The 15,087-nt window shown below is 70.2% G+C and carries 16 protein-coding genes; 14 read left to right on the top strand and 2 right to left on the bottom strand.

What is annotated here, in order from left to right; translation table 11 throughout:
* Positions 1–55: 55 nt before the first annotated feature.
* Positions 56–1,186, top strand: coding sequence for a serine hydrolase domain-containing protein (locus EIY87_RS06345; protein ID WP_125306721.1), 1,131 nt, complete (start codon positions 56–58; stop codon positions 1,184–1,186).
* On the opposite strand, the gene EIY87_RS06340 is transcribed toward EIY87_RS06345, so the two are convergent.
* On the bottom strand, positions 1,155–2,195 hold the full coding sequence (locus tag EIY87_RS06340; protein WP_125306720.1) for an acyl-CoA dehydrogenase family protein: 1,041 nt from the start codon (positions 2,193–2,195) through the stop codon (positions 1,155–1,157). The genes EIY87_RS06345 and EIY87_RS06340 overlap by 32 nt on opposite strands.
* A 9-nt stretch (positions 2,196–2,204) precedes the next feature.
* On the bottom strand, positions 2,205–3,368 hold the full coding sequence (locus EIY87_RS06335) for an acyl-CoA dehydrogenase family protein (RefSeq protein ID WP_125306719.1): 1,164 nt from the start codon (positions 3,366–3,368) through the stop codon (positions 2,205–2,207).
* 70 nt (positions 3,369–3,438) lie between these two features.
* Between EIY87_RS06335 and EIY87_RS06330 the strand changes: the two genes are divergently transcribed.
* From EIY87_RS06330 to EIY87_RS06270, 13 genes are all read left to right on the top strand, one after another.
* Positions 3,439–3,630, top strand: coding sequence for a ferredoxin (locus EIY87_RS06330; RefSeq protein WP_125306718.1), 192 nt, complete (start codon positions 3,439–3,441; stop codon positions 3,628–3,630).
* A gap of 84 nt (positions 3,631–3,714) precedes the next feature.
* The gene (locus EIY87_RS06325) at positions 3,715–4,572 is read left to right on the top strand and encodes a 3-oxoacyl-ACP reductase (RefSeq protein ID WP_125306717.1); all 858 of its coding nucleotides are present in this window, start codon (positions 3,715–3,717) and stop codon (positions 4,570–4,572) included.
* Positions 4,569–5,327, top strand: a complete 759-nt coding sequence (locus tag EIY87_RS06320; protein WP_125306716.1) for a glucose 1-dehydrogenase — start codon at positions 4,569–4,571, stop codon at positions 5,325–5,327. Before EIY87_RS06325 ends, EIY87_RS06320 begins: the two co-directional genes overlap by 4 nt.
* 80 nt (positions 5,328–5,407) lie before the next feature.
* Complete coding sequence (locus tag EIY87_RS06315) at positions 5,408–6,196, top strand: MlaE family ABC transporter permease (protein WP_125306715.1); 789 nt, start codon at positions 5,408–5,410, stop codon at positions 6,194–6,196.
* The gene (locus EIY87_RS06310; protein ID WP_176175936.1) at positions 6,196–7,038 is read left to right on the top strand and encodes an MlaE family ABC transporter permease; all 843 of its coding nucleotides are present in this window, start codon (positions 6,196–6,198) and stop codon (positions 7,036–7,038) included. The genes EIY87_RS06315 and EIY87_RS06310 overlap by 1 nt, the downstream gene beginning before the upstream one ends.
* Positions 7,035–8,357 carry an MCE family protein gene (locus tag EIY87_RS06305; RefSeq protein ID WP_125306713.1) on the top strand — a complete coding sequence of 441 codons (1,323 nt, stop codon included), beginning with the start codon at positions 7,035–7,037 and terminating at the stop codon, positions 8,355–8,357. Before EIY87_RS06310 ends, EIY87_RS06305 begins: the two co-directional genes overlap by 4 nt.
* Positions 8,354–9,391: an MCE family protein gene (locus tag EIY87_RS06300; RefSeq protein ID WP_125306712.1), complete on the top strand. Its 1,038-nt coding sequence runs from the start codon at positions 8,354–8,356 to the stop codon at positions 9,389–9,391. Before EIY87_RS06305 ends, EIY87_RS06300 begins: the two co-directional genes overlap by 4 nt.
* Positions 9,388–10,419 carry an MlaD family protein gene (locus EIY87_RS06295; protein ID WP_191983978.1) on the top strand — a complete coding sequence of 344 codons (1,032 nt, stop codon included), beginning with the start codon at positions 9,388–9,390 and terminating at the stop codon, positions 10,417–10,419. Before EIY87_RS06300 ends, EIY87_RS06295 begins: the two co-directional genes overlap by 4 nt.
* Positions 10,416–11,609, top strand: coding sequence for an MCE family protein (locus tag EIY87_RS06290; protein ID WP_125306710.1), 1,194 nt, complete (start codon positions 10,416–10,418; stop codon positions 11,607–11,609). The genes EIY87_RS06295 and EIY87_RS06290 overlap by 4 nt, the downstream gene beginning before the upstream one ends.
* Positions 11,606–12,757, top strand: a complete 1,152-nt coding sequence (locus tag EIY87_RS06285; protein WP_125306709.1) for an MCE family protein — start codon at positions 11,606–11,608, stop codon at positions 12,755–12,757. Before EIY87_RS06290 ends, EIY87_RS06285 begins: the two co-directional genes overlap by 4 nt.
* Positions 12,754–13,986 (top strand): MCE family protein, encoded by a 1,233-nt coding sequence (locus tag EIY87_RS06280; protein ID WP_125306708.1) that lies wholly within the window; start codon positions 12,754–12,756, stop codon positions 13,984–13,986. The genes EIY87_RS06285 and EIY87_RS06280 overlap by 4 nt, the downstream gene beginning before the upstream one ends.
* Positions 13,983–14,471, top strand: coding sequence for a hypothetical protein (locus tag EIY87_RS06275; RefSeq protein ID WP_125306707.1), 489 nt, complete (start codon positions 13,983–13,985; stop codon positions 14,469–14,471). Before EIY87_RS06280 ends, EIY87_RS06275 begins: the two co-directional genes overlap by 4 nt.
* Positions 14,468–14,947 (top strand): hypothetical protein, encoded by a 480-nt coding sequence (locus EIY87_RS06270; protein ID WP_125306706.1) that lies wholly within the window; start codon positions 14,468–14,470, stop codon positions 14,945–14,947. Before EIY87_RS06275 ends, EIY87_RS06270 begins: the two co-directional genes overlap by 4 nt.
* The last annotated feature ends 140 nt before the right edge of the window (positions 14,948–15,087 follow it).

Here is a 15,087-nt window from a genome sequence, read left to right as displayed (position 1 = left end):
CCCCGACGCGGGTCGGCCACGCCCGGCGGACCACGCGATCGACTCAGGAACTGAAATGTCACATCTCACCGAACTCCTGACCAAGCACACCACCGACCTCCCAGGCGCGGTGGCCCTCGTCGCCCACGGCGAGCAGGTCGAAGCGGCAGCCGTCGGCTCGGCCGACACCGAGCACACCGTCCCCATGGCGCGCGACTCCCTGTTCCGCATCGCTTCCCTCACCAAGCCGATCGTCGCCGCGGGAGTGCTCCTGCTCGCCGAAGAAGGCGTACTGAGCCTCGACGACCCCATCGCCCGATGGCTCCCGGAACTCGCCTCCCCGGTCGTGGTCCGGACCCCGGCCGGTCCCGTCGACGACGTGGTCCCCGCCGCCCGGCCGATCACCGTGGCCGATCTGCTGACCTTCCGCTGCGGGTACGGGCTCGCGGCCGACATGTCGCTGCCCGCCGTAGACCTGCTGCTCCAGGTCCTCGGCCACCCCGCCGCGCCGCCGCGGGGGCTCGGTCCCGATGAGTGGCTGGCCGCGCTGGCTCAGGTTCCGCTGCTGCACCAGCCCGGCGAGGCGTGGCTCTACGACACCGGCTCGGACCTGCAGGGCGTGCTGATCTCCCGGGTCACCGGCCGCCCCTTGGCGGAGTTCCTGGCGGAGCACCTGTTCGAGCCGCTGGGCATGGCCGACACCGGGTTCACCGTGCCGACGGCGGCGCTGGGCCGGCTGACCAGCGCCTACCGCCGCGGCGAAACAGGGCTCCGGCTGATCGACTCGCCGGAGGGCCGGTGGAGCACCCCGCCGTCGTTCCCGTCCGGGTCCGGCGGGCTCGTCTCGACGGCCGACGACCTGCTCGCGTTCGGCCGCTTCCTGCTCGCCGAGGGCACGGCGGGCGACCGGCGGCTGCTGTCGCCCCAATCGGTGCGCGCGATGACGGCCGACCACCTGACGCCGGCGCAGCGGGAAGCCGCGCGGGCGTTCCTGCACGGTCAGGGCTGGGGGTACGGCGGGTCGGTCGACGTCGACCCGCGGCAGCCCGGTGAGGTGGCGGGCCGCTACGGCTGGGTCGGCGGCGCCGGCACGGCGTGGCATGTCGTCCCGTCGACCGGCACCGTTTCGGTGCTGCTGACCCAGGTCGAGCTGACCAGCCCCGAGCCCACCCCGCTCATGCGCGAGGTGTGGACGTACGCCGCTTAGCGAGTGCGTCGCCCAGCGCCAACAGCTGCGAGGTCGCCGAGCCCAGCTCGAACTCCAGGCGCTTCGCTGCCGTGAAATAGCGGTGCACCACGTGGTCGACGTCGATGCCGACGCCGCCGTGGACGTGGACCGTCGTGTGCGCCACCCGGTGGCCCGCCTCCGCGGCCCAGAACTTCGCCGTCGCCACCGCCTCCGTCGCGGGGAGGTCCGAGGCCAGCCGCCACGCCGCCTGCAGGGTGGTCAGGCGGACCGCTTCGACGTCGACGTACGCGTCCGCGAGGCGCTGGCGGACCGCCTGGAACCCGCCGATGACGTGGTCGAACTGCTTGCGCTCGCCCGCGTACGCGGCGGTCAGCTCCAGTGCCCGCTCGACGACGCCGAGCTGCTGCGCGCAGGCCCCGACCGTCCCGCGCAGGCGCAGCCATTCGCCGATGCCGCCCAGCGAAGTCCCCGGTGCGTCGGACAGTTCCAGCAGGCACGCGTCCGCGTGGTCGGTCGTCCGCTGCGGCCGCACCGAGACGCCGGGCGCGGCCGCGTCGACCAGGAAGACCTCGTCGGAAGCGGCGACCAGGAACCCGTGCGCGAACGCGCCGGACGCCACGGCCGGCCGCGAACCGGACAAGCGACCCCCGGCGGCGGTGAACCCGGACAGCGCCACCGCCAGCACGCGTTCGCCGCGCAGCACCGGCAGCACCCAGCGGTCCACGAGTTCCGGCGTGCCGAACTCCGCCAGCGCCGCCGCGGCCATCGTGATCGACGGCAGGTAGGGGACCGCGGCCACCGCGCGGCCGATCTCGGTGAGCACCGCGCACTGCTCCAGCAGGCCGAACCCGCCGCCGCCGAGTGACGACGGCAGGGCCGCGTCCAGCACGCCCGCCTGGCCCAGTGCCGTCCACAGTGGAGCGTCGAAGCCGCCGGTGCCGTGCGGGTCGTGGGTGGCCTTGCCGGCCAGGATCCGCCGGGTCAAGGCGGCGAGGTCGGCCGACGCCTCGGAAGGGGTGAAGTCCATGGAACGCTCCTAGCGCGTGACGGGCAGGCCGAGTGCGGTCGCGGCGATCATGTCCCGCTGGATTTCGTTGGTGCCGCCGCCGAAGGTGAGGATGAGCGCGGACCGGTGCAGCCGTTCGATCCGGCCGGCCAGCAGCGCGCCCGGCGAGCCTTCGCGGACGACGGCCGCGGCGCCGAGCACCTCCATCAGCAGCCGGTAGGCCTCGATCGCGAACTCCGTGCCGTACACCTTCGTCGCCGACGCCTCCGCCGGGCCGAGCTCGCTCGCCGCGGCCGCCCAGGCGATCCGCCAGTTGCGCAGCTTCAGGTATTCCGCGCCGGCGTGCACCCGCGCGAGGTGCAGCCGCACCCACTCCTGCTCGATGGCGCCGGACTCCTGCGCCCACGCCAGGACGTCGGCCAGCGCCTTGCGCACCGGCGCCGCGGACGTCAGCGCGACGCGCTCGTGGTTGAGCTGGTTGGTGATCAGCGGCCAGCCCGCGTTCTCCTCGGCGACGCGCGCGGAAACCGGTACGCGCACGCCGTCGTAGTACGTCGCGCTGGTGCCCGCGCCCGCGACCGTGTGCACCTTGGTCCACGAGAACCCGGGCGACGACGTCGGCACGATCAGCATCGACAGCCCGCGGTGCTTCTTCGCCGACGGGTCGGTCCGCACCGCCAGCCAGACGTAGTCGGCGTACTCGATGAGGCTGGTCCACATCTTCTGCCCGGTGACGACGTACTCGTCGCCGTCGCGGACCGCGCGCGTCTTCAGCGAGGCCAGGTCCGTGCCGGCTTCCGGCTCGGAGTAGCCGATCGAGAAGTGCAGCTCGCCCGCGGCGATCTTCGGCAGGTAGAACGCCTTCTGCTCGTCGGTGCCGTAGCGCATGATGGTCGGCCCGACGGTGTTCACCGTCAGGAACGGGACCGGCACCCCGGCGACGGCCGCCTCGTCGGTGAAGATGAGCTGGTCGAGCATCGGCCGGCCCTGCCCGCCGTACTCCTTGGGCCAGCCCAGCGCGAGCCAGCCGTCCTTGCCCAGCTGCCGCACGATCTCCTTGTAGGCGGCGCCGTCGCCGTATTCGCCGCCGCCCGAGCGGAGGCCGTCCCGGCGCTCGGGCGTCATCAGCTCGGCGAAGTACTCCCGAAGTTCGACGGCCAGCGCGCGCTGCTCCGGCGTGTAGTCGATCCGCACCCGTCACCCCGATCCGGCGTTATAGTAGAACCTGTTCTAGTTGTACCAGGGACGGCGCGGTGGAGGAAGCATGGAGATCGGCGTTGATCGGCTGGCGTGCGAGGCGAACGCGGTGTGCGTGGGTTTCGCCCCGGACGTGTTCGACCTCGACGACGACGAGAACCTGGTGATCCAGCCGGGCCCGGTCCCGGCCGACCAGGTAGAACGTGTTTCCGATGCGGTCAAGGGCTGCCCGAAGAACGCCCTGTTCATCACGGGTTAGCGCCGTTCACTGAAAGGCTTGCCCAAACCGAGAACAGATTCTAGTCTGGGCCCGACATCTGGGACTCGACGAGGAGGCCTCGCGGTGAGCCTGACCGGCAGGACAGCGATCGTAACGGGTGCCGCCGCGGGGCTGGGCCGGGCCGAAGCGCTCGCGCTGGCCGCCGCCGGCGCCACGGTCGTCGTCAACGACATCGGCGAACCGAAGGACGTCGTCGAAGAGATCGAAGCGGCGGGCGGCAAGGCCGTCGCGGTCGCCGGTGACGTGGGCGAGCGGGCCACGGCCGACGCGCTCACCCAGGCCGCGCTGGACCTCGGCGGGCTCGACATCGTCGTCAACAACGCCGGCGTGCTGCGCGACAAGATGCTCTTCTCGATGTCCGACGACGACTGGGACACCGTGCTGCGCGTCCACCTGCGCGGGCACTTCCTGTTGTCCCGCAACGCCGCGAAGCACTGGCGGGATCGGTCCAAAGCGGACGGCAAGCCGGTGTACGGCCGGCTGGTCAACACGGCGTCGGAGGCGTTCCTCATCGGCTCGCCCGGCCAGCCCAACTACGCCGCGGCGAAGGCGGGCATCACCGCGCTCACCATGTCGGCCGCCCGTGGCCTCGCCAAGTACGGCGTCCGCGCCAACGCGATCTGCCCGCGCGCGCGGACGGCGATGACCGAGGGCGTGTTCGGCGCCGCTCCCGCCGAGGGTGCCGATCCGCTCTCGGTCGAGCACGTCGCCCCCTTCGTCGCCTACCTCGCCTCGCCGGCCGCCGAGCACGTCAACGGCCAGGTCTTCGTGGTGCACGGCGGCACGGTCTCCCTGGTCGAAGCGCCGCGGATCGAACGGCGCTGGCGCCTCGACGAGCTCGAAACGTCGGTCAGCGCGTTCTTCGCCGAGCGCGATCCCGGCCGGATGTTCGCCGCCACCGAAATCCTGGAGGAGTCTTGAGGCTGGACGGGAAGATCGCCATCGTCACCGGCGCCGCGCGCGGCCAGGGCGCGGCCGCGGCCCGCGCGTTCGTCGCCGAGGGCGCGAAGGTGCTGGTCGCCGACATCCTGGACGACGAGGGCAAGCAGCTCGCCGCCGAGCTGGGCGAGAGCGCCGTCCACCAGCACCTCGACGTCGGCAGCGAAGACGACTGGGCGGCCGCCGTCGAGCGCGTGACCACCGAGTTCGGCGCGCCGAACGTGCTGGTCAACAACGCGGGCATCCTGCACTTCTCCGAGCTGGGCAAGACGACGCTGGCCGACTACGAGCGCGTGATCCGGGTGAACCAGATCGGGGCGTTTCTCGGGATGCGCTCGGTCGTTGAACCGATGACCGCCGCCGGCGGTGGCTCCATCGTCAACGTGTCCTCTGTGGAGGGTCTGGCCGGGATGCCGTACCTGATCGCCTACACCGCGAGCAAGTTCGCGATCCGCGGGATGACCAAGGTCGCCGCGATGGAACTCGGCAAGAAGCACATCCGCGTCAATTCGGTGCACCCCGGCGCGATCGACACCCAGATGGTCTCGACCGCGGCCGGCGGCCAGAAGGTCGACATGTCCTACGTCGGCAAGAAGGTCGCGCTCGGCCGGGTCGGGCAGCCGGAGGACATCGCGAAGCTGGTGCTGTTCCTGGCCAGCGACGAAAGCGCGTACTGCACCGGGGCGGAGTTCGTCGCGGACGGGGGAGCCACGGCCTCGCACGCCCTGAACTTCTGATCAGTTAACACCGCTAACGAAAATCGGGCGCCGGGTATGGAGAACACTCGGGGGTCAGCGACGACCTACTGGGAGGTGTGGTGAGCGAAGGCACTGGCACGCTCCCGGGAACCGCGGCCCTGACCCAGGTCGGGCGCCTGGCGACGTTGTCCTGGGAGGTCCTGCGCGCGATCTTCAAGCGCCCGTTCCAGTTCCGCGAGTGGATCCAGCAGTGCTGGTTCTTCGCCAGCGTCACGATCCTGCCCACGGCGCTGGTGGCCATCCCGTTCGGCGCGGTGATCGCGCTGCAGCTCGGCTCGCTGACCGCGCAGATCGGCGCCCAGTCGTTCACCGGCGCGGCCAGCGCGCTCGCCATCGTGCAGCAGGCGAGCCCGCTGATCACGGCGCTGCTCGTCGCGGGCGCCGGCGGCAGCGCGGTGTGCGCGGACATCGGCGCGCGCAAGATCCGCGAAGAGATCGACGCCATGGAAGTGCTGGGCGTCAACCCGATCCAGCGCCTGATCGTGCCGCGCGTGCTCGCCGCGATGGTCGTTTCGGTGCTGCTCAACGGCTTGGTCAGCGTCGTCGGCGTGCTCGGCGGCTACTTCTTCAACGTCGTCCTGCAGGGCGGCACGCCCGGCGCGTACCTGGCCAGCTTCAACGCCCTCGCCCAGGTGCCGGACCTCTGGGTCAGCGAGATCAAGGCGCTGCTGTACGGCTTCGTCGCCGGGGTCGTCGCGGCGTTCCGCGGGCTGAACCCGGCGGGCGGGCCGAAGGGCGTCGGCGACGCGGTCAACCAGGCCGTCGTCATCACGTTCCTGCTGCTGTTCCTCATCAACGTCGTGCTCACCGCGATCTACCTGCGGATCGTCCCGCCGAAGGCCATGTGATGACGGCCGTCGACACCGATCGGACGCTCGAGTACATCGCGCGTCCCGGCCAGAGCCTGGAAGGGCTCGGCAAGCAGCTCGCGTTCGCCGCGAAAGCGCTCGCCTGGTCGCCACGCACGATCCGCCGCTACAGCCGGGAAACGCTGCGGCTGCTCACCGAAGTCTGCTTCGGCACCGGTGGTCTCGCGGTCATCGGCGGCACGCTCGGCGTGATGATCGGCATGACGCTCTTCACCGGTCTCATCGTCGGCCTGCAGGGCTATTCCGCGCTCAACCAGCTCGGCACGGCCGCGCTCACCGGGTTCATCTCCGCCTACTTCAACACGCGCGAGGTCGCGCCGCTGTCGGCCGGGCTCGCGCTGAGCGCGACCGTCGGCTGCGGCTTCACCGCCCAGCTCGGCGCGATGCGGATTTCCGAGGAGATCGACGCGCTGGAAGTCATGGGCGTGCCGAGCATGCCGTACCTGGTGACGACGCGGGTGCTCGCCGGCGTCGCCGCGGTGATCCCGCTGTACGCGGTCGGCCTGCTCTCGAGCTACCTCGCGTCCCGCCAGATCACCATCTGGCTCTACGGCCAGTCCGCGGGCACCTACGACCACTACTTCACGCTGTTCCTGCCACCCGGCGACGTCCTCTGGTCGTTCGGGAAGGTGATCGTGTTCAGCGTGCTCGTGATCCTGTCCCATTGCTACTACGGCTTCAACGCCAGCGGCGGCCCGGCGGGCGTCGGCGTCGCGGTGGGCCGCGCGGTGCGGACGTCGATCGTGCTGATCTCCGTGCTGGACTTCTTCCTGTCGCTGGCGATCTGGGGCGCCAACACGACGGTGAGGATCTCCGGATGAGGCGCGAGCTGTGGCAGCGGCTCCGGTACCAGGTGCTGGGGCTCGCCTTCCTGCTCGTGGCCGCGCTGTTCATCGCGTTCACGCTCGCCGTGTACAACAAGGCGTTCACGCCGGTGACGCTCGTGAAGCTGGAGACCGACCGCGTCGGCAGCCAGCTGCGCACGGGCGGCGACGTGAAGGTCCGCGGCATGCTCGTCGGCGAAGTCCGCTCGGTGGTGGCCAAGGGCGACCACGCCGAGCTGGAGCTGGCGCTGGACCCGGGCAAGACCCACGTCATCCCTCGAAACGTGTCCGCGCGGCTGCTGCCGAAGACGCTCTTCGGCGAGCGGTACGTCGCCCTGCAGCTGCCCGAGACGTCCGAAGGTCCGATCAAGGCGGGCGACGTCATCCCGCAGGACCGCAGCAGCGCGGCGATCGAGCTGCAGAAGGTGCTCGACGACGTGATGCCGCTGCTGCAGGCGGTCCAGCCCGAGAAGCTGTCGAGCACGCTGACGGCGGTGTCGACCGCGCTCGACGGCCGCGGCAAGCAGCTCGGCCAGACCCTCGTCCAGCTGAGCGACTACCTCGGCAAGCTGAACCCGTCGCTGCCGGACGTGAAGGCCGACATCACCGGGCTGGCGAACGTGGCGGACACCTACGACAAGGCCGCGCCCGACGTGCTGCAGGCGCTGTCCGACCTGACGACGACGAGCCGCACGATCGTCGACCAGCGCGCCCAGCTGAGCGACCTCTACGCCACCGTCACCGCGGCGTCCGTGGACCTGACGAACTTCCTGCAGGTCAACAAGGACAACCTGATCCGGCTCACCACGGCGATCCAGCCGACCCTCGACGTCCTGGCCAAGTACGCGCCCGAGTACCCGTGCCTGATGCGGCAGCTCGCCGAGTCCGTGCCGCGCGCGGAGCTGGCGTTCGGCAAGGGCACCGCGCACCCCGAGGTCAGCCGGGTCACCATCGAGTTCGCCGCCAGCCGCGGCAAGTACCTCCCCGGCGTCGACGAGCCGAAGTACGAGGACAAGCGCGGGCCGCGGTGCTACCCGAGCGTCCCGCACCCCGGGGTGTGGCCGCAGTACCCGCCGGACGGCGCGATCAAGGACGGCTCCAGCAAGCCCCCGCCGCCGAAGTACCCGCCGGAGGAGCTGCCCGCCGGCGGTGGCGCGATCGGCGGGTCCGGCACGATCGTCGGCTCGAGCTACGAGCGCGACCTGATCGACCTGCTCGCCTCGCCCGCGCTCGGCACCGCGCCGGGTGACGTGCCCGGCTGGGCCGGCCTGCTCGTCGGGCCGCTCTACCGCGGGGCGGAGGTGGAGCTCAAGTGAGGAGCTTCGTCCCCGCCCTGATCAAGCTGGCGGTCTTCGCCGTCGTCACCGTGCTGTTCACCGGCATCCTCGCGGCCACCATCGCGAACACGAACTTCGGCGAGACGTCCGGGTACCTGGCGAAGTTCACCGACGCGTCCGGGCTCAAGGAAGGCGACGACGTCCGCATCGCCGGGGTCAAGGTCGGGCAGGTCGACGCGATCGAGGTGGTCGAGGGCGAGCGCAACCTGGCGCAGGTGCGGTTCGACGTCGAGCACACCTACCGGCTGCCGGAGACGGTGACCGCGACGATCAAGTACCGCAACCTGGTCGGCCAGCGCTACCTCGCGCTCGGCACCGACGTCCCCGGGCAGAAGGCCCTCGAGGACGGCGGCACGATCTCGCCCGAGCGCACCAAGCCCGCGCTCAACCTCACCGTGCTGTTCAACGGGTTCAAGCCGTTGTTCAAGGCGCTGAGCCCGAAGGACGTCAACCAGCTCTCGGCCGAGATCATCAGCGTCTTCCAGGGCGAGGGCGGCACGATCACCAGCCTGCTGCAGCACACCGCGTCCCTGACGAGCGCGATCGCGAGCAAGGACCAGGTGATCGGCCAGGTCATCGCGAACCTCAACACCGTGCTCGGCACGGTCAACGCGCACGGCCCCCAGCTCGGCGACCTCATCGAGCAGACGCAGAAGCTGGTCAGCGGCCTGGCCGAGCAGCGCAAGCCGATCGGCGACGCGGTCAGCGCGCTCGGCGACCTCGCGGTGTCCACGACGGGCCTGCTGGCCGACGCGCGGCCGGCGCTCAAGGACGACGTCGCCCAGCTCGGCGTGCTGTCGCAGAACCTCGGCGACTCCGGCGAGCTGCTCAACCATCTCCTGGAAGTGCTGCCCGGCAACCTGCAGAAGTTCACCCGGACCCTGTCCTACGGCAGCTGGTTCAACTACTACCTGTGCGGGATCACCGGCACCATCGGCATTTCCTCGCTGGACATCACCCTGCCGATCGTCCCCATCCCCGGTACGCAGCGCGCGGAGAGGTGTGGTCCGTGAAGCCGCTGAAGGAACGCAACCAGGCGGGAGTCGGCGCGGTCGCGCTCGTGCTGATCGTGCTCGTCACGGCCACGACGTACTTCTCCGACCAGCTCCCGTTCTTCGGCAACGGCACGACGTACTCGGCGTACTTCGGCGAGTCCGCCGGGCTGGCGCCGGACAACGAGGTCGAGGTCGCCGGGGTGAAGGTCGGCACGGTGTCCTCGGTGAAGCTCGCGGGCAAGCAGGTGCTCGTGAAGTTCCGCGTCAAGGACGTCCGGGTCGGCGACGCCACGACGGCGTCCATCGAGATCAAGACGCTGCTGGGGGAGAAGTACCTCGCGCTCGACCCGAAGGGCGGCGGCACGCAGGAGCCGGACGCGACGATCCCGCAGGCCCGCACGCGCACGCCGTTCCAGCTGCAGGACGCCTTCGAGCAGCTGTCGACGACGGTCGGCGACATCGACACGAAGCAGCTCGCGGACAGCTTCAACGCATTGTCCGACAGCCTCAAGGACAGCCCGCAGTACCTGAAGGACACGCTCACCGGGCTGTCATCGCTGGCGCGCACAGTGTCTTCTCGTGACGCCGACCTGCACACGCTGCTGGCCAACACGAGCCAGGTGTCGAAGACGCTCTCCGACCGCAACGCCCAGCTGCAACGCGTGATCAGCGACGGCAACCTGCTGCTCGGCGAGCTGCAGAACCGCAAGAAGGCGATCAACGCGCTGCTCACCGGCACCCAGCAGCTCTCGCAGCAGCTGACCGGGCTGGTCCAGGACAACCGCGCGCAGCTGAAACCGACGCTGGACAAGCTGGGGAAGGTGACCGACATCCTGCAGCGCAACCAGGGCAACCTCGACAAGAGCCTGCAGCTGATGGCGCCGTTCGCCCGCGTCGGCGCGAACGCGACCGGCAACGGCCGCTGGTTCGAGGGCTACCTGTGCGGGCTGCTGCCGCCGACGATCAACGCCGGCGTCGTGACCATCAACCCCGAAGGCTGCACCCCGCCGATCGCGGCGCCGAACCAGGGGGTGGGCGGCCGATGACCATCCGGACCTACCGCGGCCGCAGCCTGGTGACGTGGCTGGCATTCGCCTGCATCGTGGCGCTGGTCGTCACCGCCGGGCTGTGGCTGGTGTTCCGGGAATCCACCGGGACGAAGCTGTCCGCCTACTTCGGCAAGACCGTCGGGCTCTACGCCGGTTCGTCGGTGCGGGTGCTCGGCGTGCCGGTCGGGCAGGTCACCGACGTCACGCCGCAGGGCGACGCCGTGCGCGTCGACATGCGCGTCGACGACGTCCAGCTGCCCGCCGACGTCGGCGCGGTCGTCGTCGCGCCGAGCCTGGTCAGCGACCGGTACGTCCAGCTGACGCCGGCCTACGACAGCGGCCCGGTCCTGGCTTCGGGAACGGTGCTGGCGAAGGACCGCACGGCGACGCCGGTCGAGCTGGACGACCTGTACTCGAGCCTGGACAAGCTGTCGACGGCACTGGGACCCAACGGCGCCAACAAGGACGGCGCGCTGTCCGGCGTCCTGGACACCGCGGCGAACACGTTGAAGGGCAACGGCGCTTCGCTGAACTCGACGGTCGGGCAGCTCGCCGAACTGGCCAAGACCCTCGACGGCTCGAAGGACGACCTGTTCTCGACCGTGCAGAACCTCAACTCCTTCACCGGCGCGCTGGCCCAGAGCGACCAGCAGCTCAACGAGTTCTACGGCCGCGTCGCCGAAGTCAGCCAGTTCCTCGCGGCGGACTCGTCCGAGGTGGGGGCCGCGCTGCAGTCGCTCGGCGGCGCGCTCGGGGACGTCCAGACGTTCGTCAACGACAACAAGGGCGCGCTGGAGTCCAATGTGGACAAGCTGGCGTCGCTGTCGAAGGTCCTGGTCGACCAGCGGGCCGCGCTCGCCGAGGTGCTCGACATCGCCCCGACCGGCGCGACCAACTTCATCAACTCCTACGACGCCGCGTCGGGCACGATCGCCGTGCGCGACAACCTCAACGAGCTGACCAACCCGCCGATCCTCACCGTCTGCCGGCTGATCAGCTCGTTCACGCCGAAGCAGCTCCCGGACGCGCTGGGGAACATCTGCAAGCAGCTCGCGCCGGTGCTGGACGGCGCGCTGAAGCTGCCGACCGTCCCGCAGGTGCTCAACTCCCTGCAGAACGGGACCCTGCCACCGTTGCCGCTCCCGCTCGTCGACGTCATGGAGCAGCTTTCGGGCGGTGCGAAGTGAAGCGGCTCGCGGGCGTGCTCGCCGGGGTGCTCGTGCTGGCGGCCTGCAGCGACGGCGGGTTCAACGGCCTCTACGGCACGCCGCTGCCGGGCGGCGCCGACGTCGGCGACCACCCGTACCACGTGACGGCGCTGTTCACCGACGTCCTGGACCTGGTGCCGCAGTCGAGCGTCAAGGTCAACGACGTCGCCGTCGGGCGGGTCGACAAGATTTCCCTGACCCCGGACACGCGGTCCGCGCTCGTGGCGATGACGGTGAACGGCGACATCGCGCTGCCCGCGAACGCGCGTGCCGAGCTGAAGCAGTCCTCGCTGCTGGGGGAGAAGTTCGTCGAGCTGAGCGTGCCGACGGCCGAACCGGCGTCCGGTCATCTGGGTGATGGCGCGCAGATCCCGCTCGGGCGCACCAACCGCAACCCCGAGGTCGAGGAGGTGCTCGGCGCGCTTTCCCTGCTGCTCAACGGCGGCGGCGTCGAGCAGATCCAGAAGATCAGCCACGAGCTGAACGACGCGCTGTCCGGCAATGAGCCGGAGATCCGCGCGCTGCTGTCCCGGGTGGACGAACTGGCGACCCAGCTCGACGGGCACCGCACCGAAATCCTGCGCGCGATCGACGGGCTCGCGAAGCTGTCCAAGACGTTGACCGGGCAGACGCAGAACCTGTCGAACGCGCTGGACAACCTAGCACCGGGCCTGAAGATCGTCACCGACCAGCGCGACCAGCTCGTGGGCATGCTGAACGCGCTCAACACGCTGTCCGGCGTCGCGGTCGACACCGTGACGAAGAGCCGTGACGAGCTCGTCGCGAACCTCAAGGCGCTGCAGCCGACGTTGACGAAGCTCGGCGAGGCGGGCTCCAACCTGCCGAACGCCTTGCAGATCCTGCTGACGTACCCGTTCCCGGACTACGCGGGCAACGTGATCAAGGGCGACTACGCGAACGTCGAGGCGAACGTGAACCTCGACCTGGACACGCTGATCTCGAACTTCACGAACTCGTCGCAGCCGCCGGTCGCGCTGCCCCAGACCATCGGCGGCCAGGCGCCGGTCGCGCCGCCGCTGCCGCTGCCCGACCTCGGTTCGGTGCCGCAGGCCGCCGGCCCGAACCTGCTGGGCGGCCTGCTCGGGCTGATCGGGGGTGGCCGGTGACCACCCGCAAGGTCCGGATCCAGCTGTTCGCGTTCGTCGTGATCGCGGTGGTTTCGGTCGTCTACGCCGGCGGCCGGTACGCCGGGCTGGACCGGCTGTTCGGCAACCGCGGCTACGTCGTCACGGCGCAGCTGACCGACTCCGGCGGCATCTTCGTCAACTCCGAGGTCGCCTACCGCGGCGTGACGGTCGGGCGCGTGACCGGGATGACGCTGACCGAGCACGGCGTCGACGTGGCGCTCGACATCGACTCGGGAGCACCGGACATCCCGGCCGACGCGCACGCGCAGGTGGCCAACCGGTCGGCGGTGGGCGAGCAGTTCGTCGACTTGCTTCCCTTGCACGACGGTGGGCCGTACCTGAAGGACGGCTCGGTGATCACGGCGGACAAGACGTCGCTGCCGCCGTCGCCGGACACCGTGCTGTCGCATTTGGACGATCTCGTGGCGAGCGTGCACCCGGAGTCGTTGCGGACGGTCGTCGACGAGACGTACGACGCGTTCGCGGGCGCCGGACCGGAGCTGCAGCAGCTGCTGGACAGCACCGGCTCGCTGACCGCCGTCGCCACGCAGTACGTCCCGCAGACGCAGGGGCTGTTCGCGAACTCGCGGGTCGTGCTGGACACGCAGCAGCGGCAGGCGGCGAACATCACCGACTTCGCTTCCGGGTTGAGGACGATTTCGGGCCAGCTCAAGAAGTCCGACCCGGACCTGCGGCGGGTGATCGCGCAGGCGCCGCAGCTGAGCAGGCAGATCAGCGACGTGCTCGCGGCGTCCGGCACCGATCTGGGCGTGCTGTTCGCGAACCTGCTGACGACCGCGCAGATCACGTCGTCCCGGCGCGACTCGATCGAGGAACTGCTGGTGGCGTACCCGATCATCGGGGCGTTCTCGCCGTCGACGTCCCCGGACGGCACCGGTCACCTGGGCGTGGTGTTCAACTTCTTCGACCCCGCTTCGTGCACGAAGGGCTATGAGGGGACTAAGCAGCGCCCGGCGAACGATCTCACTGAGGCACCGGTGAACATGAACGCGTACTGCGCCGAGCCGCCGGGCAGCCCGACCGGGGTCCGCGGCTCGCAGAACGCCCCTTACGCCGGCAAACCGCCCGCGATCCCCGCCGCGCCATCACAGACCGCCGCTTCGGCTCCGCAGCCGCTCCCGGGCATGCTGAGCCTGCTGACGGGCCCGTCTTCGGGCGGCCTCGGCCGGCTGCTGGGCGCGCCGTGAAGCTCCGTCTTTTGGTGGTGCTCACGGTGTTTTCCTTGCTGGCAGCCGCCTTCACGGGCTGGACGTGGTGGCGAGCCGCGTCCGACGACTCCTCGGCCCGCGGTCGCGAGCGCGACGCCGTGCTGGCGGCAGCGGGTCCTCAGCTGGTCACGCTGAACACGATCGACTACCGCTCGGCGGCCGCGGACGTCGACCGCTGGATCGCATCGGCGACCGGCCAGTACGGAAAGGACCTGTCCGGCGACCGCCAGGTCCAGATCGACCGGGCGACGTCCGCGCGCACGGTGTCCACGGCATCCCTGGTCCAGGCGGCGGTGACGGAGATCGACGTCGCCGCGGGTTCGGCCCGCCTGCTGGCGGTACTGGACGTCCGGGTATCGACGGGCGGTTCGCCCGCGGCACCCAAGCTGAACCGGCTGACGGTGGACGTCGCGCGGTCGGCGTCGGGGTGGAAGATCGCCGGTGTCCAGGCGGCCGGGTCATGACGCGGGTGCTGGCTTTGGTGATCGCGCTGGCCCTGGGCTGCGCGGTGTGGTTCGGCGTCGAGGCGGCTTCGTTGTCTCCTGGCTCGAACCAGGCCCTGGTGGATTCCGCTGCTACAGCATCGGTTTCTGCTGAGGTCAGTGATGCGGTGAAGTCCGTGTTTTCTTACGACTACACGAATCTGGCCCGGACCGAGCGGGCGGCTTCCCAGGTGTTGACGGGGGAGGCGGTGGGGCAGTACCAGGCCCAGTTCGCTTCGGCACGTACTCGGGCCGCGGCGGAGAAGCTGGTTCGGACTACGACGGTGCGGGCGGTGGGGGTGCGGTCTTTGGTGGGGGATGAGGCTTCGTTGTTGTTGTTCTTGGATCAGCAGACGGTGGGGTCGGGCGGGGCGCTTTCGTCTTCGGTGGGTCAGCTGGCGGTGACGGCTCGGCGGGTTGATGGTCATTGGAAGATTTCCTCGTTGACTGCTCTCTAGGTTGTTGACCACCTGATCGGTGACTGTTCAGGCCATTTCGGCAGTCGTTGGTAGCCAGGGGTTTCCGGTGATGGCGTCGCGGAGTGCGGTGATGACGTGGAGGCTGTTCTTGCGGGCGGTGGAGATGTAGCCGCGGACGC

Source organism: Amycolatopsis eburnea (genome assembly GCF_003937945.1).
Lineage (GTDB): Bacteria > Actinomycetota > Actinomycetes > Mycobacteriales > Pseudonocardiaceae > Amycolatopsis > Amycolatopsis eburnea.
This window is presented reverse-complemented; position numbering and strand designations above follow the sequence as displayed.